Here is a 19,574-nt window from a genome sequence, read left to right as displayed (position 1 = left end):
TCACTGTCCGTTGCACACCACCCCGGGCCCCTCAGAAGCGCCGAGCAGCACAGCCGGACGCGGGGTTTCGGGGCCTGGCTGTTTGAGCCCGCAGGGCGAGTTCAGGACCCCGCCGCGTTCGGCGCGCAGCGCAGGGCACCCGCGAAGCGGGCGCGGATGCGGGGTCGCCTTTTCTTTGGGTACTTTCTTTTGGCGAAGCAAAAGAAAGTACCTCGTCCGCCGGGCGAAACCGGCAATCCAGATGCCAGCGCCGCAGGCGCTTACCGCATGCAATCTCGCAACATCCGCATCACTGATACGCCGGATGCCACCTCAACCAGACCCGCTCCAGCCCCCTCGCCGCCACATCGCTACCCTTGCCCAGCACCGCGTACAGCAGGATCGCCAGCACCACCACATCGGTCTGCAGGAACTCGCGGGCGTTCATCGCCAGATAGCCGATGCCCGAACTCGCCGAGATCGTTTCGGCGACGATCAGCAGAATCCACGCAAAGCCGAGCGCAAAGCGCACGCCGACCAGAATGCTCGGCAAGGCGCCGGGCAGGATCACGTCGCGGAATAGCGGCCAGCCGCGCAGGCCGTAGCTTCTGGCCATCTCGACCAGGCCGGTGTCGACCGAGCGGATGCCGTGATAGGTGTTGATGTAGACCGGAAACAGCGTGCCGAAGGCGACCAGGAACAGCTTCGCCGCTTCGTCGATGCCGAACCACAGGATCACCAGCGGGATCAGCGCCAGCGGCGGGATGTTGCGGACCATCTGCACCGTGGTATCGAGCAGCAGCTCGCCGCGGCGCGACAGGCCGGTGATCAGCCCGAGCAGCAGGCCGAGGCCGCCGCCGATGCCGAAGCCGACCGCGGCGCGCCAGAAGCTCACCTTCAGGTGCGCCCACAGCTCGCCCGATTCGACCAGCCGCACCGCCGCGTCGAAGACCGCACTCGGCGCCGGCAGGATGCGGCTCGTGAGCACGCCGTGGCTGGCGAACCACTGCCACGCCAGCAACAGCAGCGCCGGCACAGCCCATGGCGCCAGACGACGCGCGAAAGTCGTCGCTACACTCATCGCCCGCCCTCCTCAGCTTTGCGCGACAAGACGCGGCGCCGGCGGCACGATGTCGTTGGCGATCACTTCGCCGAACGGCCCGGTCAGATTGGCGCGGCCGGCCGGCCTGGTGTGGCCGAGCGGCAGCAAGGGGAACAGCAGTTCGGCAACGCGGTAGGCTTCTTCCAGATGCGGATAGCCCGAGAAAATGAAGTGCTCGATGCCGAGGTCGGCGTACTCCTTGATCCGCGCCGCGACCTCGTCCGGGCTGCCGACCAGCGCGGTGCCGGCACCGCCGCGCACCAGGCCGACGCCGGCCCACAGGTTCGGCGCGATTTCGAGGTTGTCGCGCCGGCCGCCGTGCAACTCGGCCATCCGCCGCTGGCCGACCGAATCGAAGCGCGCGAACGCTTGCTGCGCCGCGGCGATGGTGTCATCGGTCACGTAGGAAATCAGCTTGTCGGCGGCCTGCCACGCTTCCTCGCTGGTTTCGCGCACGATCACGTGCAGGCGGATGCCGAAGGTAACGCTCCGGCCTTGCGCCTCGGCCTTGGCGCGCACGGCCGCGATCTTCTCGGCGACGGCCTCGGGCGGCTCGCCCCAGGTCAGGTAGACGTCGACGTGCTCGGCGGCCAGATCGATCGCCGGCTCGCTGGAGCCGCCGAAGAACAGCGGCGGATATGGCTTCTGCACCGGTGGAAACAGCGTCTTGGCGTTCTCGACCGTCAGATGCTTGCCGCTGAAGTTGACCGTTTCACCGGCGGCGACGCCGCGCCAGATATTGAGGAATTCGTCGGTGACCTCATAGCGCTCGGCATGGGTCAAAAAGCTGCCGTCGCCGCGCTGCTCATCCGGATCGCCGCCGGTGACGACGTTGATCAGCAAGCGGCCGTCCGACACGCGATCCAGCGTCGCCGCCATCCGCGCCGACACCGTCGGCGAAATGATGCCCGGGCGGATCGCGACCAGGAATTTGAGCCGCTCGGTCAGCGGCGCCAGCGAGCTGGCGATCACCCACGAATCCTCGCAAGAGCGGCCGGTCGGAATCAGCACGCCTTCGAAACCGAGCGTATCGGCAGCCTGGGCAATCTGCTTCAGGTAAGCGTGATCGACGGTGCGCGCACCGACGGTGGTGCCGAGGTAACGGCTGTCGCCGTGGGTCGGCAGGAACCAGAACAACTTCATTTTTCATAACTCCTTGGCGTGGGGCGGCTCAAGACGTGGAGCGGAACCCCGCAAACAGGCCTGTCATTGAGCCCGTTCAGCTGACGAGCGAGCCAAAGCAGTTTGTTCACGCCCGGAGCGCAGGGACCGGAATGGACATTGAGTCCATGAGGATCCCGAGCACCGGACGGGGACAAAATGCGCAGGCGCAGCCGCCAGATGGGCGGGTTGCTATTGCGGCGGCAGGACGATGTCTTTGACCGTGACGGTTTTGGGAATCAGCTTCAGCTCGGCAAAGCGGTCGGCGATGCGCTGCTGTTCGGCGACGACCTGCGCGTTGAGCCAGGTCACCTTGAAGCTCGGCCGGCGCTGCACCACGGTCTCGAATATCGCCGCGTCGAGGCCGACGGCCTTGGCGAGGATCTGCGCGGTTTCCTTCGGCTTCTGGTCAAGGAAGTCGTCGTTGTCCGACAAGGCATCGAACACCGTCTGCAGCAGACGCCCCTGCTTGCCGGCAAACGCCTTCGACGCGAGATAGAAGCTCTGGTTGGCGACGAGGCCGTTGCCGGTCGTCAGTACCCGCGGCTTGATCGCTTTTTCGGCGGCGGCGTAGTACGGATCCCAGATCGCCCACGCGTCGACCTTGGCCGACTCGAACGCGGCACGCGCGTCGGACGGCGTCAGCCACACCGGCTGGATGTCGTCCCACTTGAGCCCGGCCTTGTCGAGTGCGCGGATCAACAGCCAGTGCGCGCTCGAGCCCTTCTGCAGCGCGATGCGCTTGCCCTTCAGGTCGGCCAGCGTCCGGATCGCCGAATCGCTCGGCACCAGGATCGCCGACGCCTGCGGCTTCGGCGGTTCGAAACCGACGTAGACCAGCTGGGTGCCGCCGGACTGGGCGAATACCGGCGGCGTATCGCCGGTCATGCCGAAGTCGATCGAGCCGACATTCAGCGCCTCCAGCAGCTGCGGCCCGGCCTGGAATTCGGTCCATTTGACCGTATGGCCCTGCGCGGCGAGCTGTTTCTCCAGCGTGCCACGGCTTTTCAGCACGATCAGGTTCAGCGAACTCTTCTGGTAGCCGATGTGCAGTTCGGCTGCGTGGGCGCTGCCGGCGGCGATCAGGCCGGCAAGCAGCAGCGAGGTGATGTGACGCAACATGGCGCTCCCCTTACTTCTGCGACGCCAGCGCTTCCTTGACCTTGATCGGCTTCGGAATCAGCTTGAGTTCATAGAAAACGTCGGCGAGCTTTTGCTGCTCGGCGGCGACCTGCGCGGTCAGCGGGGTCACGCCGTAGCGGTAGCGCGAGAGCGCCAGCTCGACCACCTCGGGCGACAGCCCCTGCTGCGGCGCAATGATCGCGGCGGCCTTGTCGCGGTTGTCCTGCAGCCAGCGGCCCTGCACGAGCGTGTCTTCAAACAGCGCCTTGATGATCTGCGGGTTCTTCTCGGCAAAGCCGCGCTCGGCCAGGTAGAAGGCAAAGTTGTTGACGGTGTCGCGGCCGTCGGCGAGCACGCGGGCGCCGATCTGCTTTTCCGCCGCGGCGAGGAACGGATCCCAGATCACCCACGCATCGACCGAGCCACGCTCGAACGCCGCACGCGCATCGGCCGGCGGCAGGAACACCGGCTGGATGTCGCTGTACTTCAAACCGTTCTTCTCCAGCGCCTTGACCAGCAGGTAATGGACGTTCGAACCCTTGTTGAGCGCGACCTTCTTGCCCTTCAGCTCGGCCACCGACTTGAGATTCGAAGCCTTGGGCACGACGATGGCCTCGGCCGCCGGCGCCGCCGGGTCGTTGCCGATGTAGACGAAGCGCGCACCGGCGGCCTGGGCGAAGATCGGCGGTGCCTCGCCGACATAGCCGACGTCGATCGCGCCGACGTTCAGGCCTTCGAGCAATTGCGGGCCGGCCGGAAACTCGACCCATTTCACCGTCGCACCCAGCGGCGCGAGTTTCTTCTCCAGCGTGCCCTGGCTCTTTTGCAGCACGAACAGACTGGCCGATTTCTGGTAGCCGATGCGTAGGGTCTCGGCCAGCGCGGCGGTCGACAGCGTTGCGGCGACCAACGTCGCGACGGCGGTAATGAACAAGCGTTTCATGGTGTTCTCCTTCTTGGTATGGGAAGACGGCACTGCGCGGCCGACGGCGTTCAGACGCTGATGCGCGCGCCGCGGATCTGCTGGTTCAATTGGTCGGGATGCAGCAGCACCTGACCCGGATCGGGCAGGTGTGCCAGCAGGCGCGAAACGGCCTGCGTCAGCCGCTGTTCGATCTCGGGCGCCAGTTCGAGATAACCGTCGTCGCGCCACGTCAGTTCGCGCTCGGTGGCGTAGATGCCGCCGACGATGTGGCGTGCCTTCAACGACGTCAGCACCGGTTGCAGGGCGTAATCGACGGCGAGCATGTGCGACGGGCTGCCGCCGGTCGCCAGCGGCAGCACCGCGTGATGGTGCAGCGCGCGTTCGGGCAACAGGTCGAGCAGCAGTTTGAGCGCGCCGCTGTACGCGGCCTTGTAGACCGGCGTCGCGACGATCAGCCCGTCGGCATCGGCGACGGCCTTCTGGAAGGCGATCACCGCCGGATCGTCGAACTTGCCGTACAGCAGGGTCTCGGCGTCAAAATCGCCGAGCGTGAAGGCGCGGATGGTGATGCCGTAGGATTCGAGCAGCCGGGAAGCCCGGGTCAGCAGACCGTGCGAGCGCGATTTTGCGCTCGGGCTGCCTGACAAAGTGACGATGGTCGACATCGCAATTCCTCTGGCGTGGACGCCATTTCTTTATTAACCAGAAGGAATTTAACCTTGCCAACTTATAACTAAAAATATCTAATTGTTCGGCACTGATAACCAAGAATCACGGTTGATGTCAGCTTGTAAGACAGCATCACCGGCCGTGACCAGGCAGCGCTGGATGGCGGAAGCCGTCGTGCAGCGATCGGTCATAAGGCGGGATGAGGAGCAGAAAGTCGGGGCGTGCGATCGCTGCAGCCGTCGGGCTGGCGATGCGTCACGGCGCAGACGCACGTCCCGCTGAGCGCGAAAGTCGTCGGCGCAGGAAAGCCGGATACGGCGGGATTGCCGGTACGACCGGCCGCGCCGAGCGCGACTGCCCGGCGCGCGGCGGCCTAGGCCGCCAAGCGCTGTGGCACCCGTTGCGGCACCGTTGGCGGCACCATCTGGCCCAGCAGCTTGAGGCCGAGCGGCCAGTCATCAAGCTCGGACTCGGCGTTGATATGGCCCAGCCCCGACAGCAGCACGCAGCGGCTGCCCCAGTCCCGGGCCAGCGTCATCGACCGGCCGGCGCTGCAGACCGGATCGTTGTCGCTGGCGACGACGGCGCTGGCGAACGGCAGCTTGGCGGCCGGCAGCGGCAGGAAGGTCGAAAACGACGCCGGCGCGTCTTCACGCGCAACGTCGGCCGGCGCGACCAGCAAGGCGCTGGCGACGCGCGACGCGTGCTGCGACAGCACCGCCCAGTGGCCGAGCGTGACGCAGCCGAGGCTGTGCGCGACGATGATCACCCGCCCCGATGCCGCGGCGACGGTCCGTTCGAGCCCGGCGACCCAGTCGCGTGCGTTCGGCACCTCCCAGTCCTGCTGGACGACACGGTCGAGCCCGCCGTAGCGCGCGCACCAGCGGCTTTGCCAGTGCGTTGGCCCGGAATTGCGCCAGCCGGGAACGACAACGATACTATTGCCTGCAGCCAGCCACAATTCGATTGCGTCCATCAGCCTCTCCAGCGGGGTTCGTCGAGCAGAAAGCCCTGCAGCGCGTCGGCGCCGGCGTCGATGGCGATCTGCCGCTGTGTTTCGGTTTCGATGCCCTCGACGATGACCTCGCCGCCCAGCTCGTGCAGCAACTCGACCAGCTTGGGCAAGGCACGACGCAGGCGCGGCGATGTTTCGGTCTCGGCGATCAGGCTGCGGTCGAGCTTGACCACGTCGGGTTCGAGCTGCCACAGCCGGTCGAGATTGGCGTGGCGGCGGCCGAAGTCGTCGATGGCGATCCGGTAGCCGCGCGAGCGATAGCTCTGCAGCGCGGCGCGGGCGCGGTTGATGTCGGATTCGGCGATTTCGTCCTCGCCGATCTCGAGCACGATGCGCGACGGTTTCGAGTCGAGCCGCTCGAGGATGTCCTGGAATACCGCGCCATGCCGGTCGCTGACTTCGGTCAGCAGTTTCGGATGCACGTTCAGATACAGCGTCTCGGCGCGGTCGGCATGGCCGGCGTCGTTGAGCAGGTGCAGCGTCCGGCACAGCCGGTCGAAAGCGACCAGCTTGCCCTGGGATTCGGCGTGCTCGAACGCCGTCAGTGGCGGCAGCGGTTTGTGGCGCACCGACGCACGCAGCAAGGCTTCTTCGCCGACGACGCGGCCGTCCGGCGCATGGATGGCCTGGAACACGCTCGACAGCGAGAGTCCCAGTGCGCGCACGACAATGCCGCGACCGGCTTCGATGCCGAAGCTGGCGCCGGGCCAATCGTCGCGCACGCTGGCCGGTACGGGCAGGCGCTTGAACCAGGTTTCCAGCGGTGAATTCATCGCATCAATTCTTCTGCAGTAAAAAAGAGGCCGGCAGAGCCGGCGCAAAAAGAGGAGGAGACAAGAAACGGTTGCAAACTACTCGGCCGGCATGGCCGACAAGACCCGGTGCAGCGAAGCTGGCAAGGTGCGCGAGCGCAACGCCGCTTCAGGGTCTTACCCACCAAGCTAGGCAGGTTGCGGCGTCAGGCGCAGATAGGGCCGGACCGCGGTATAGCCCTTCGGAAAACGCTGGGCGATTTCGGCTTCGTCCTGCAGCGACGGCACGATCACCACGTCATCACCCTGCTGCCAGTCGGCCGGCGTTGCGACCTTGTGGTACTCGGTCAGCTGCAGCGAGTCGATGACGCGGAGGATTTCGTTGAAGTTGCGCCCGGTGCTGGCCGGATAGGTCAGCGTCAGGCGGATCTTCTTCGCCGGATCGACGATGAAGACCGAACGCACGGTCGCCGTCGTCGAGGCATTCGGGTGGATCAGGTCGTACAGCTCGGCGACCTTGCGGTCGGCGTCGGCGAGGATCGGGAAATTCACCGTCGTCTGCTGCGTATCGTTGATGTCGGCGATCCACTTCAGGTGCGATTCGAGCGGATCGACACTGATCGCCAGCGCCTTGACGTTGCGCTTGGCAAATTCGTCCTTGAGCTTGGCGGTCTTGCCCAGCTCGGTCGTGCATACCGGGGTGAAGTCGGCCGGATGCGAGAACAGCACGACCCATTGGTCGCCGGCCCAGTCATGAAAGCGGATCTCGCCGGTCGTCGAGGATTGGGTGAAATCGGGGGCGGTATCGCCAAGGCGCAAGCTCATCGGAAACACTCCATCAAGTGGGAAAAATGGGGGCCGGTACACCCGGTTCAAACAGAAAGACGGACTACCTGTTTCAGTCGGGGACCGAGCCAAAGCAGGTCGCGTTCGCCCGAAGCGCAGAAACCTTCATCGACGTGCAAGTCCATGAGGACGACCCGAAGGTAGCCCCCTTGCGGGGTTTCGGAGCATCGGACGGGCGCGAGATGCGCAGGCGCAGCCCCCGAATGGGACAGGATCAGCGTTTGGCGGCGATCGAGGCCTGGATCTGGTCAAACACGCCGCCGTCTTCGAAGTAGGTCTTCTGCGTCTTGGTCCAGCCGCCGAAGGTGTCGTCGATGTCGAACAGCTTCACGTTCGGAAACTGCTTGGCGTACTTGGCAGCGACGTCCTTGTCGAACGGCCGGTAGTAATTCTGCGCAGCGATTTCCTGGCCTTCCTTCGAGTACAGGTACTGCAGGTAGCCTTCGGCGACCTTGCGGGTGCCCTTCTTGTCGACGATCTTGTCGACGACAGCGACCGGCGGTTCGGCCTTGATCGACAGGCTAGGCGCGACGATGTCGTACTTGTCCGGACCGAGTTCCTTGACCGCGAGCACCGCTTCGTTTTCCCACGCCAGCAGCACATCGCCCTGGCCACGCTGGGTGAAGGTCAGCGTCGAACCGCGCGCACCGGTATCGAGCACCGGCACGTTCTGGAACAGCTTCTGCACGTAGTCACGCGCCTTCTCGTCCGAACCGTAGGTTTTCTTCGCCCAACCCCAGGCCGCGAGGAAGTTCCAGCGCGCACCGCCCGAGGTTTTCGGGTTCGGCGTGATCACCTTCACATCGCTGCGAACCAGATCGTTCCAGTCTTTGATCTGCTTGGGGTTGCCCTTGCGGACGAGGAAAACGATGGTCGAGGTATACGGGCTGGCGTTGTCCGGCAGCTTTTTCTGCCAGTCGGGCTTGAGCAGCTTGGCCTTGGTGCCAAGCTCGTCGATGTCGTAGGCCAGCGCCAGCGTCACCACGTCGGCCTCGAGGCCGTCGAGCACCGAGCGCGCCTGCTTGCCCGAGCCACCGTGCGATTGCTTGATGGTCACGTCATCGCCGGTCTTCGTTTTCCAGTACTTGGCGAAAGCCTTGTTGTAATCCTGGTAGAGCTCGCGAGTCGGGTCGTAGGAGACGTTGAGCAGCTCGACCGATGCGGCCCAGCTCGGCGCGCTGACGGCGAAGGCGAGCGTGACGCCAAGAAACAGTTTGCGATAAGTCATGACCGGCTCCCGTTTTATTTGGAATAAGAGTGAACGGAAGCCAGTCTGCCAGCGATGCTTCATCGCCAGAAATATTATTGTTTTATCGAGCTAGATCTTTTTGATATATACGATCATGTCATGTAAGACATCAACATGGCAGGCCAGCCGCGGCGTCGCGACGGTATCGGGCTGCTCGCGAGGGGCGTCCTTCGGCAATGCGCCGCGCCGGACCAGTACATTGCGCTCCATGCCGGTCAGCGTCAGCGTGCCGCCGCTGCCGGCGTGCTCGACGTAAACCAGGCACGCGCCGCACGTGCCTTGCGCACAGCGCCACGCGAGCGGCAGGTCGCCGTCGCGCGTCAGCGTCCGCACGGTTTCGATCAGGCGCGTACCGACCGGCGCCTGCGCGACGAGTACGCCGTCGGCGCTGTGGAAATGCAGCTCGGGCAAGGTCTGGCTTCCGGGAGTGGGAAGCCCAGTGTAACGCCGCCGGCGCGGCTTCAGGCCTGCAGGATGCCGTCGGCCACCCACTGTTTCAGCAGGCCGGCGGCCAGCAGCGGCAGCTGCGACACGTCGGCGATCCGTGTCGCCAGCGCCTCGCACACGGCGGCGAAATCGCAGCCCTCGCCGACGAGCAACGGCAATGCGCCGGCCTCGACGGCATCGAGCGAGCGATAACGGGTTTCACCACTGGGCGCACGCCACAGCAGCCAGCTTTGCGGCGCAGCTTCTGGCGCCGGTGGCGCGGTCTCGGCCTGCAAGGCCTGGCAGAGCGTCGGGGTATTCCACGCCAGATCGAGCAGGCTTGCCGCGGGAATCAGTCGCAACGGCAAGGTCGGCCAGGCTTCCGATGGCAGCGCCGCCAGTGCGGCCTCATCCAGAACCGGTGCGTCGGCGGCGTCGAAGGTCGCTGCCGACGCCCATTCCCAGCCGGCCAGTTCGGCCAGAATCGGCAGCTCGGCATACGGTGGCGTTAGCGCCAGAAACCCCGCCAGCCGGTCGCCAAACCAGCGGACCGACCGGTGCGGCGACGGTTCGGCGGCCAGATACGCGCTGGCAAGCGCGTCGAAATCATCGTCGCCCAGCAGCCGGTACAGATTCGGGTAGTTGACCTTCAGCGCATCGCGCAGGCGCGCCCGGTAGGCGTGCCGGTACACCGCCAGCCGCGCCTCGCTGCCAAACGCCGGGCTTTCGTTCAACAGCAACGACAGCGGCGCGGCATCGGCGGCGCATACCAGCTCGGCAAACGCCGCTTCAAGCGCAGGCAGGCTGTGCATGGTGAATGCCCTGTGCGGCGGCAAGGCGACGGGCGATGTCCAGTTCGGCGACCAGCTCAGGCAAAGGCGGGATCGCATCGTCGCGTTCGATCATGGTGCTGACCGGGCCGAAGCGCTGCAGCGCCGCGACGTACAGCTGCCAGACCGGATCGACGATCGCGGCGTCATGGCTGTCGATCACATGACTGCCGTGGTCCTGATGCCCGGCCAGATGAAACTGGGCGATCCGCGTCGCCGGCAGTGCCGCCAGATAGGCGTACGGATCGAGGCCATGGTTGCGGTGATTCACGTAGACATTGTTGAGGTCGAGCAGGATCAGGCAATCGGCGCGCTCGGCCAGCGCGGCCAGAAACTGCGCTTCCGGGTAGTCGTCGCCGCGGAAGGTCGCGTAGGTCGAGACGTTCTCGAGCAGGATGCGTCGCCCGAGTGCGTCCTGCACCTGCATCACCCGGTCGGCGACATGGGCCAGCGCCTCGTCGGTGAACGGCAGCGGCAACAGATCGTGCAGGTTGCGCCCGGCGACGCCGGTCCAGCACAGATGATCGGACAGCCACAGCGGCTCGATGCGGTCGGCCAGCGCGCGCAGCTGGCGCAGGTAATCACGGTCGAGCGGGTCGGTGCTGCCGATTGACAGCGATACGCCGTGCATCGCCATCGGGTAATCGGCGCGAATGCGCGTCAGGTGCTGCAGCGGCTTGCCGCCGGGCACCAGGTAGTTTTCGCTGATGATTTCCAGCCAGTCGAGCGGCTGCGGCGCAGCGTGGAAATCGGCGTAGTGCTCGCTGCGCAAGCCCAGGCCAAAGCCGGCGAAATCGAGTTTCATCGGGGTGTCCTGTTATCGACAACGACCGCGCCGGAGAGCGGCGCGGCCGGGGGCGCGGGCATTACAGCACCTTGCCGCCCTTGTCGGTACATTCCTTGGCGCTGGCGGTCGGCAGCCAACCGTGGCCCTTGCAGGAATTCTGGCCCTTGCAGGCATTGTCGGCCGTCTTGCACGACGACGTGCCCTTACAGCTGTTGATGCCCGCACAGTGCACGGTCATATCCGCTGCCGCAGCTTGCGGAACGGCGACGGTCGAAAACACGGCGGCAGCCGCCGCGGCCAGAGTAGCGCCCGTGATACGGTTCATGGTGTCGATCTCCATTCGGTTGAACATGCGTGGTCGTTCGCATAACCGTGAGTCGTACAGCCCCGGCTAGGATGACAGTGATCACCTACCGGTCGTCGGCTATCGGCTGCTGGTTATAACGATGTATACGGCCAGTCGGCGCCGACGGTTTCCCGCGAAGAGGATGGTTCCGGACAAACGGTAGATTGCGCCGCTCGTCCCGGCCGCAGCGCACCACGGCAAGCGGGCGAACGCGACGCCCGGACAGGCGGCTCAATCCTGCATTGCGCGGGCGCCCAGCCATGCGGCCAGCGCCGCCGCCGGCATCGGCTTGGCGAGCAGATAGCCCTGGATCACGTCGCAACCGAGCGCGATCAGCGCATCGCGGTCCGCGACATGCTCGACGCCTTCGGCAACCACCGTCAGGCCGAAGTTGTGCGCCAGCGTGATCGTCGAGCCGACAATGATCGCGTCGGGCGGGCTGAGCGAGACCTGCGACACGAAGCTGCGATCGATCTTCAGCGTCTGCACCGGCAAGCGCTTCAGGTAAGCCAGCGACGAGTAACCGGTGCCGTAGTCGTCGATCGACAGGTGCGCGCCCAGCGCATGGATGCGCAACAGGCAGTCGAGCGCCGCCTGCGGATCTTCCATCAGCGCCGATTCGGTCACCTCGAATTCCAGCGCCGTGGCCGGCACGTCGTGGCGCAACAGCGCCGCCTCGATCGATTCGACCAGGCCCGGATCGAGCAGGTTGCGCGCCGACAGATTGATCGCGCAACACAGGTCGATGCCGCCCCCTCGCCATGCCGCCAGCTGCCGGATCGTCGCGTCGACCACCCAGGCCGTCAACGGCCGGATCAGTTCGGAATTCTCGGCCATCGGAATGAAGGCCCCCGGCGGGATCATGCCACGCTGCGGATGCGGCCAGCGCAGCAGCGCCTCGACGCCGACGATCTGGCCATCGCTCAGGCGCTGCTTGGGCTGGTAGTACAGCATCAGGCCGTCGTCGCGGATTGCATGCGACAGCTCCGAATACAGCACCAGCCGCTCGCGGCTATTGCGATCGAGGCTCGCGTCATAGACGCGATGCGGCACCCGGCGGTGCTTGGCGTCGTACATCGCCACGTCGGCACAACGCAGCAGCTCGTTGGCTTCACCGCCGTGCGCCGGATAAAAGGCGACGCCGATGCTGGCCGAGACCTCGAGCTGCATTTCCTCGACCGGCAACGGCAAACCGACCTGCGCGGTCAGGCTCGCGCACAGTTCGGCCACCTGCTGCTGGCACAGCGGCAGATCCGGCACCAGCAACCCCAGCTCGTCGCCGCCGAGCCGGGCCACTTCGGCCTTGCGCCCTGCCGCCCAGTGCTGCAGCCGGTCGCCGATCGCCTGCAGAACCTGGTCGCCGACGCTGTGGCCGAGCGTGTCGTTGATTTCCTTGAAGCGGTTCAGGTCCAGCACGCAGACGGCCAGCGAGGCGTCGGGCGTCGTCGCGATGCGGCTGTCGATGCGCCGCATCAGCGCATAGCGGTTCGGCAACTCGGTCAGCATGTCGTGGTTGGCGAGGAATTCCTGCTGCGCCAGATAGCGGCGCTCCTCGGACACGTCGCGAATCGCCAGCAGCTGCGTCGCGGCATTCGGCAGCTCGGCGCCACGCACTTCGGCGTCGAACACGCTGCCGTCGTCGCGTCGGCGCAGCCGCGCGCTGAACTGCCCTCGCCCGCCGCGGTACATCTCGCTGAGCTCGGTCTCGATCTTGCGATACGCTTCGTGATCGACATCGGGATAGAACAGCGACGACGGTGTCCGGCCGGCCAGCTGCACCGCGCCATCGACGCCGAGCAAGGCGCAGGCCGCCGGGTTGGCGCTGCTGATCTGGCCGTTTTCGACGATCATCAAGCCGTCGTTGACGGTATCGAACAGCTCCAGATAGAAGCGCTTGTCGTCGATCAGTTGCTTGACCAGCCGGCGCAAGCCGGCGACGAACAGGCCGATCACCAGCCCGTAAACGAGGAACGACGCCAGACGCCAGCCGAGCCGCTCGACCCAGGGCTGGGTGAAGGTCGACTTGGCGATGCCGAAATAGGCGACGAAGGGAAAGGTCTGCGAGCCGACCAGGCCGAACACGACGCTGCTGCCCCGCTTGGGTTCGCCCGGACACAGGCCGGTGCTCCGGCTGCCGATGCCGTTCTTGACCTGCGGCAGCGGCGACACGGCGTCCCGGTTTCGCCCCATGCCCGGGATGCACATCAGCGGCAGGCCGTCGCGGCGGAAGATGCCGATCGCACCGGTCCCCTTGTAGATCCACGTCGAGATGCGCTGGAGGTGCGCGAACGGAACCAGCGCACCGACGATCATCTTGCGGCCGTCGCGCAAGGTGTAGCTGTACGACATCGGGACCTGCCATTCTCCCTGGCGCAGCATCGGCGCGGCGAACACCTGCCCGATCGAGGCAGCCAGCGCCTCGCGCAGCAGCTGCTGCACCTGCAGGCTGCCTTCCATCCTTGCACGGTCGTCGACCATCCAGATGTCGTCACCGATCAGCACGAACAACGCGTTCGATTGCGGGTCGAAGCTGATCGCCTTGCGCAGCGCGTCCAGATAGTCGGCGCCACCGATCGGGCCGTACTGGCGCTTCCACAGCAGCTCGGTCGCGACGCTGTCGATGCTGGCCTTGCTCTGCTGCAGCATCACGTTGAAATGCGACTCCAGCATGCCGGCCGCGTTGTAGGCGCGGACCTCGGTATCGTGCCGGCTCTGCTGGTAATCGCCCCAGCTTTCCCACACCAGCAGCACGACCGCGCCGACGCACAGCACGAAGCCGAGCAGGGTGACCAGGTGCCAGTCCTGGCGCGTGCGTGGAGCAAATAAGGACTGCATCGCCTTCCGTCTCTGGTTCGGATCAGACCGACAAAGCCGTGCCCGGCATGGCGGGTGCACAACTTGATCGTTTCTGAAAATTATCAACGGCGCGATCGAGCGGTTGCCGGATCACCATGGGTTGGCGGCGCATCAGCGCCGGACGGAGAGGTGCCGGTCGAGCACGGCCAGTACGCGCGCTGTCGCGCCGCGATGCCTTTCGGCGAAGCCGGCACCGGCCTCGCCCATCGCCTGCCGGCGTGGTGGATCGTCGAGCAAGGCCGCAGCTTCGCGCAGCAGGGCCGGCGCATCCTGCCCTTGCCACGCCGCGCCGGCGGCCAGCGCCTCGCGCGCCGCGTCGGCGAAATTGAACGTCGACGGGCCGAGCAGCACCGGGCAGCCGAGCGCACATGCCTCGATCAGGTTCTGGCTGCCGAAAGGCAGGATCGAGCCGCCGATCACGGCGACGTCGGCGCAGGCGTACCACGCCGCCAGCTCGCCCATGCTGTCGCCGAGCAGCACCCGGACGTCATCCGGCATCGGCGTCGCAGCCCAGCCGCTGCGCCGCAGCAACGGCAGCCCGCGTGCCTTGATCAGCGCCGCCACGTCGTCGAAGCGCTGCGGATGACGCGGCACGATGATCAGCAGCGTTCGCGCCGGCAGCGCGTCGAGCCCGTCGAGCAGCAGCGCCTCCTCGCCTTCGCGACTCGATGCGACCAGCAGCACCGGCCGGTCGCCGAACAGCGCCCGCCAGTCGCGGCCCCGCGCGACCACCGCCGCATCGGCCTGGTTGTCGTATTTGAGGTTGCCGCAGACCTTGACGTGGCGCGCGCCGAGCAGGGCCAGCCGCTCGGCATCGTCGCTGCCCTGCGCCAGCACCGCGCCCAATCTGGCCAGTGCCGGCGCAAGCAGCCAGCGCACCCGTGCATAACCGTGCGCCGATTTGGCCGACAGCCGCGCGTTGACCAGCAGCAGCGGCACACCGGCGTCGGCACAGCCGTGGATCAGGTTCGGCCACAGTTCGGTTTCGAGCAGCAGCCCGCAGCGCGGCGAGAAGCGCGCCAGAAAGCGCCGCACCGCCGCCGGCCGGTCGTACGGCAGGTACACGACATCGGCCCCGGGCCCGTCGCCCGAATCGCCGTAGAGTTCGCGGGCGGTCTCGCGGCCGGTCGGCGTCATGCAGCTCAAGAGCAGCCGCGCGGTCGGGTCGCGCTGGCGCAAGGCGCGGATCAGCGGCGCTGCGGCGCGCATCTCGCCGACCGACACCGCGTGCAGCCAGTAGTCGTACGGCTGCGGTGCCGGGCCGGAGTAGCGCGCCCAGCGCTCGTCCCAGTGTTCGAGATAGGCCGGTTGTTTTTTGGCCCGTCGGCGCAGATAGGCGCGGATCAGCGGCGTCGCCAGCCACAGCAGTAGCGAATAAAGCCAGCGGCTCGTCATGCCACCAGCCCTTGCTGCGTCGCCGCCCAGACGGTTTCAACGTCGGGTGCGGCACCGTTGCGGCCGAGGTTGACCGCATAGGTGCCGGCCAGCACGCCGGTGCGATCCGGGTCGGAGGCGCAGAAGATCGCCACCACCGGCGTCGCGACCGCGGCGGCCAGATGGGCGAGCCCGGTATCGACGCCGACGACGACGCGCGCATCGGCGAGCAAGCGCGCCGCGCGGGTCAGATCCAGACGCGGCGCGACCACGGCCTGCGGTATCGCCTGCGCCAGCCGCTCGGCGCGTTCGCGCTCGGCGTCGCTGCCCCAGGGCAGCACGCAGGCGATGCCTTCGGCCACCAGCCGCGTACCGAGGGCGATCCAGTTCGCTTCGGGCCATTCCTTGTCGGCGCGGCTGGTCGCGGTCAGCAAGACCGCGTACGCCCCGGCCGGACGCCACGGCAGCGCGATCTCGGGGACCGCCATGCCGTAGTCCGGCGCCGTCTCGATGCGGTAGCCGAAGGCGCCGGCAAACAGCAGCCGGGCGCGCTCGACCGCATGCAGCGCCTTGGGCACCGCCACGGATTCGGCATAGGCCAGCGCCGCCAGCGATTCACGCGCGCTCTGCCGGTCGTAACCGACCACCGGCGCGCCGGCCTGTCGCGCCACCAGCGCGCTCTTGATCAGACCCTGAGCATCGATCACGCGCTCGTAATGCGCAGCGGTCAGCGAGCGCCGCAGCGCACCGACCTCGGCGCGGGTGGTACTGGACAACAGGCTGCGGCGCCAGCGACGCAGCGCAAACGGAATCACCCGGCCCACCGCCGGATGCAGCTGCGGCAGCTCGGCAAAACCTTCCTCGACGACCCAGTCGAGCGTCGTGCCCGGTCGTGCGCGCGCCAGATCGGTCAGCGCCGGCAAAGTGTGAATGATGTCGCCCATCGACGACAGGCGAACAAGAAGCAATTTCGGCATGGCCGGCATTGTAGTGTCTGTAAGGCTGGGCTGCACCCTGCCGTTGTCTACACTTGACCCAAGGATCGAAACGCCCGGAGCGTCGCAATGACCGAAAGCTGGACCGCCCTTGCCTGGGGGATTGCCGCGCTCGGCTGGTTCGTTGCGCTGATGCTGGTGCTGGCCTGGCAACGCGCCCGTGCCGGCAACGGGCCGGATGCACCGCCGCCGAACGGCGGTATCGACCCGCTGAGCAAATTGCCCGATCGCGTCCGTTTCCTCGACGCCACCGCGCGCGAGGTCAACCGCAGCCAGCGCGCCGGCCACCCGCTGTCGGTGCTGCTGATCGACGCCGGCCAGTTGCGCTGGTTCAACCAGCACTATGGCTACGATGGCGGCGATCGGCTGCTGCGGCACGTTTCGTCAGCGTGCATCGGCTGTGTACGCGACTTCGACCTGATCGGCCGCTTCTCGCACAAGGAGTTCACCGTGCTGCTACCCGACGCCACGCTGGCCGATGCCCGCCTCGCTGCGGCGCGGCTCGAAGCGGCGATCACCGCGAACTCGATCACGCTGAAGGACGGCCGGGTCGTGCCGGTCACGGTCACGATCGGCATCGCGACGCTCGAGAACGAAACCGATACCGCCGACGACCTGCTGATCGCCGCCGATCACGCGCTGACACGGGTACGGTCGGCGCAAGCCGCCGACGCCTAGGCCGCAAAAAAAGGCCGGCAATGCCGGCCTTGATCCTGCGGTCAACGCGGCCTTCAGGCGCCGTTGTACTGCAGGTTGACGAACCACATCCGGCCGCCGGTGTTGTAGCCCTCGGCCAGTTCGTAATCGCGGTCGAATGCGTTCAGCAGTTGTGCACCGGCGCGCCACTGCTTGGCGATCTGGTAATCGAGACCCAGATCGAGCTTGCCGTAACCGGCCAGCGGCTTGGTATTGGCCTGATCGTCGTAGCGCTTGCCGGCGGCCTGCCAGTTGGCGTTCCAGCGCCAGTCGCCGATCGTCTGTGCAATGGTTGCGCCGCCGTAGACCTTGGCGCGGCGCGCCAGCTGCTTGTCGGTATCCTCGTTCTCCGGATCCTGCCACGTCACGTTGGCACCAAGCTCGAAAGCACCGAGCGCCCCGTTGCCGTTCAGCGTCAGGCCGCGGATACGCGCGGCATTGACGTTCTGCGGCGTGTAATTGGCGTCGAGCGTGATCAGGTTTTCGATGCGGTTGTAGAACGCGGTCGCGTCCATTTTCCACACGCCGTTCTGCCAGCGCACGCCACCGTCGACCGACTTGCCTTCCTCGGGTTGGAGGTTGGGGTTGGACGCCGGCGCGAAGCCCGGCCACGACGGGTAGTACAGGTCGACGAAGGACGGCACGTGGAAGCTGGTGCCGGCGTTGGCAAACAGCTGCCAGCCCTCGACGAAGCGCCATGCGTAGCCGACACCGCCGGTGGTCTTGCCGCCGAACTGGCTGTTGTCGTCGTAACGGACATTGGCCTGCAGGTGATGCGGGCCGAAATCGTTCTGCCAGCCGGCCTGAACCGAGCTGTTGTAGCGCGTGGTCTGGTCGTATTCGGTCGTGCTGTCGAGCGATTCGCGCAGATACTCGGCGCCGATCAACCACTGGCCGACGCCGCTCTTGAGGATGTTGGTCCACTGGAACTGCTGCTGCGTCGTCGCGGTATTGCTCGGATAGCTGCTCTCGGTCACGTAGCGGTCGCGGCCGATGCCGGCGAGGAAGTTGCTCTGCCACCAGTCGTTGACCTTGACGTTGGCGTAGGCCGCGCCGGTCGACTGGGTGCGGTGGCTGAGCGGATCCTGATCGTAGGCGCCGCCGTCGTAGTCGGCCTTGGTGTCGACATAGCTGCCGCGCACGCCGACTTCGACGTTGTCGCCGAAGTAGTGGCTCAAGCTGGCGCTGCTGCTGCGTTGCTGCCAGCCGTCGCGATCGGCCTCGTAATACATGCTGGTCGGCTTGGTCAGGTTGAAGCCGTCGCTGTTGTGCGCGTCGACCGAGACCGAGAAGCGCGTGTCGCCGACGACGCCGCCGACATTGGCGCTACCACCGAAGGTCCGGTCGCTGCCGGCGTCGACGCTGACGCTGCCGGCAGGCGCGCCCTTGCCGCTCTTGGTAAAGATCTGCACCACGCCGCCGACCGCATCGGCGCCGTACAGGCCCGACGCCGAACCGCGGACGATTTCGATCCGGTCGATCAGCGACACCGGGATCGTGTCGAAGGCGCTCGAACCGTCGGCGCCCGGCGCAAGGCGCTGGCCATCGAGCAGCACCAGCGTCTGGTTGCCGTTGGCACCGCGCAGGTAGAGGCTGGCCGGCTGGCCGAGGCCGCCGGTGCGGGCGAATTCGACGCCCGGCACGCGCGACAGCACCTGGCCGAGCGACTGGCTGCCGGCCTGCTGCAGCTCCTTGGCGGTAATCACCGTGGTATCGCTCGACAAGGACGAGCGCGGCGAGGCCACGCGGGTCGCGGTGACGATCACCGGATCGGCATCAAAACTGGGAACGTCCTCGGCACAGGCAAAACCGGCGGACAGGAACAGCGGCAGGCACCGCAGCGTAAATCTGGCTTGCAACATCACATCACTCCGTAGCGTTCGCCCCACGCGAACGCAATGGGCGGCTGGCACCGCCTCAAGGCTTGGGCAAAACAACGGAAGACGCGCGATGCAATGCGGCGCCATGGCGCCGCGAATCCTGACGGCCGCACCCCGGGCCTTCCGTTTCGTCGAAATCGCCGGGCCGGTCTCCGGGCTTGCCGCTCCTGCGCCCGCCTTCCCGTTGCGTGAACAGTGGCGTGATGGGCGCTTTCAATGCGGCTTACCGTTGCGGGGGCAGCTCAGGACTGGGCGCCGGTTCGTTCGTGAACGCGACGCTGCACCTGATTCCCGTTTCATCCACCCAATGGGTGGACACCTTGCGAAAGCGCGCGGATTGTAGCATGCCTAACGCATACCTCCCGGTCACCGTCGGCGATCGCGCCGGCAGCCATCGACCATACCGCCCCAGCCGGAGCTTGCGCCACCGAGGCGCCCGTGTCCGGCAACGTTGCGAGCACGTTGCCGCCCCCAGTCAAGATGCACGGCACTGGAGCAGCACATGGGTCGAAACGGCGAGAAACTATACCAATCCCATCATGTCAATCATCCAAGCTGGACACG

General features: G+C 66.4%; 18 protein-coding genes and 1 riboswitch. Of the genes, 1 reads left to right on the top strand and 17 read right to left on the bottom strand.

The window, feature by feature from the left end; translation table 11 throughout:
• Positions 1-289: 289 nt before the first annotated feature.
• From ssuC to waaC, 16 genes are all read right to left on the bottom strand, one after another.
• Positions 290-1,060 (bottom strand): aliphatic sulfonate ABC transporter permease SsuC, encoded by a 771-nt coding sequence (gene ssuC / locus R0382_RS06910; RefSeq protein ID WP_432723496.1) that lies wholly within the window; start codon positions 1,058-1,060, stop codon positions 290-292.
• Between the two features lie 12 nt (positions 1,061-1,072).
• Positions 1,073-2,224, bottom strand: coding sequence for an FMNH2-dependent alkanesulfonate monooxygenase (ssuD, locus tag R0382_RS06905; protein WP_432723495.1), 1,152 nt, complete (start codon positions 2,222-2,224; stop codon positions 1,073-1,075).
• Between the two features lie 210 nt (positions 2,225-2,434).
• Entirely contained in the window at positions 2,435-3,364 is a 930-nt protein-coding gene (locus tag R0382_RS06900; protein ID WP_432723494.1) for a sulfonate ABC transporter substrate-binding protein, read from the bottom strand.
• A 10-nt stretch (positions 3,365-3,374) separates the two neighbouring features.
• Entirely contained in the window at positions 3,375-4,307 is a 933-nt protein-coding gene (locus R0382_RS06895; RefSeq protein WP_432723493.1) for a sulfonate ABC transporter substrate-binding protein, read from the bottom strand.
• A gap of 50 nt (positions 4,308-4,357) precedes the next feature.
• Entirely contained in the window at positions 4,358-4,954 is a 597-nt protein-coding gene (gene ssuE / locus R0382_RS06890) for an NADPH-dependent FMN reductase (RefSeq protein ID WP_432723492.1), read from the bottom strand.
• Between the two features lie 377 nt (positions 4,955-5,331).
• The gene (locus R0382_RS06885) at positions 5,332-5,934 is read right to left on the bottom strand and encodes an RBBP9/YdeN family alpha/beta hydrolase (RefSeq protein WP_432723491.1); all 603 of its coding nucleotides are present in this window, start codon (positions 5,932-5,934) and stop codon (positions 5,332-5,334) included.
• On the bottom strand, positions 5,934-6,746 hold the full coding sequence (locus tag R0382_RS06880; RefSeq protein ID WP_432723490.1) for an EAL domain-containing protein: 813 nt from the start codon (positions 6,744-6,746) through the stop codon (positions 5,934-5,936). The genes R0382_RS06885 and R0382_RS06880 overlap by 1 nt, the downstream gene beginning before the upstream one ends.
• Positions 6,747-6,914: 168 nt before the next feature.
• Positions 6,915-7,550, bottom strand: a complete 636-nt coding sequence (locus tag R0382_RS06875) for a peroxiredoxin (RefSeq protein ID WP_432723489.1) — start codon at positions 7,548-7,550, stop codon at positions 6,915-6,917.
• A gap of 235 nt (positions 7,551-7,785) precedes the next feature.
• A complete protein-coding gene (locus R0382_RS06870) occupies positions 7,786-8,799 on the bottom strand; it encodes a sulfate ABC transporter substrate-binding protein (protein WP_432723488.1) in 1,014 nt (337 codons plus the stop codon).
• 90 nt (positions 8,800-8,889) lie between these two features.
• A complete protein-coding gene (locus tag R0382_RS06865) occupies positions 8,890-9,231 on the bottom strand; it encodes a hypothetical protein (RefSeq protein WP_432723487.1) in 342 nt (113 codons plus the stop codon).
• A gap of 50 nt (positions 9,232-9,281) precedes the next feature.
• Positions 9,282-10,058, bottom strand: coding sequence for an HvfC/BufC N-terminal domain-containing protein (locus tag R0382_RS06860; protein ID WP_432723486.1), 777 nt, complete (start codon positions 10,056-10,058; stop codon positions 9,282-9,284).
• Positions 10,036-10,881, bottom strand: a complete 846-nt coding sequence (bufB, locus tag R0382_RS06855; protein WP_432723485.1) for an MNIO family bufferin maturase — start codon at positions 10,879-10,881, stop codon at positions 10,036-10,038. Before bufB ends, R0382_RS06860 begins: the two co-directional genes overlap by 23 nt.
• Before the next feature lie 61 nt (positions 10,882-10,942).
• Complete coding sequence (bufA2, locus tag R0382_RS06850; protein WP_432723484.1) at positions 10,943-11,188, bottom strand: BufA2 family periplasmic bufferin-type metallophore; 246 nt, start codon at positions 11,186-11,188, stop codon at positions 10,943-10,945.
• Positions 11,189-11,440: 252 nt separating this feature from the next.
• The gene (locus tag R0382_RS06845) at positions 11,441-14,044 is read right to left on the bottom strand and encodes a putative bifunctional diguanylate cyclase/phosphodiesterase (RefSeq protein ID WP_432723483.1); all 2,604 of its coding nucleotides are present in this window, start codon (positions 14,042-14,044) and stop codon (positions 11,441-11,443) included.
• Between the two features lie 132 nt (positions 14,045-14,176).
• Positions 14,177-15,460 (bottom strand): lipid IV(A) 3-deoxy-D-manno-octulosonic acid transferase, encoded by a 1,284-nt coding sequence (gene waaA, locus R0382_RS06840; protein ID WP_432723482.1) that lies wholly within the window; start codon positions 15,458-15,460, stop codon positions 14,177-14,179.
• Positions 15,457-16,416, bottom strand: a complete 960-nt coding sequence (waaC, locus tag R0382_RS06835; RefSeq protein ID WP_432723481.1) for a lipopolysaccharide heptosyltransferase I — start codon at positions 16,414-16,416, stop codon at positions 15,457-15,459. Before waaC ends, waaA begins: the two co-directional genes overlap by 4 nt.
• Positions 16,417-16,503: 87 nt before the next feature.
• On the opposite strand from waaC, the gene R0382_RS06830 reads away from it, so the two are divergent.
• Entirely contained in the window at positions 16,504-17,112 is a 609-nt protein-coding gene (locus R0382_RS06830) for a diguanylate cyclase domain-containing protein (RefSeq protein WP_432723480.1), read from the top strand.
• Between the two features lie 53 nt (positions 17,113-17,165).
• Here the strand turns inward: R0382_RS06830 and R0382_RS06825 are convergent, their stop codons facing one another.
• On the bottom strand, positions 17,166-18,992 hold the full coding sequence (locus R0382_RS06825) for a TonB-dependent receptor domain-containing protein (RefSeq protein WP_432723479.1): 1,827 nt from the start codon (positions 18,990-18,992) through the stop codon (positions 17,166-17,168).
• Positions 18,993-19,136: 144 nt separating this feature from the next.
• A riboswitch (cobalamin riboswitch) is annotated at positions 19,137-19,348 on the bottom strand.
• Between the last annotated feature and the right edge of the window lie 226 nt (positions 19,349-19,574).

The sequence above is a fragment of the Jeongeupia wiesaeckerbachi genome (assembly GCF_050916355.1).
GTDB lineage: Bacteria > Pseudomonadota > Gammaproteobacteria > Burkholderiales > Chitinibacteraceae > Jeongeupia > Jeongeupia wiesaeckerbachi.
This window is presented reverse-complemented; position numbering and strand designations above follow the sequence as displayed.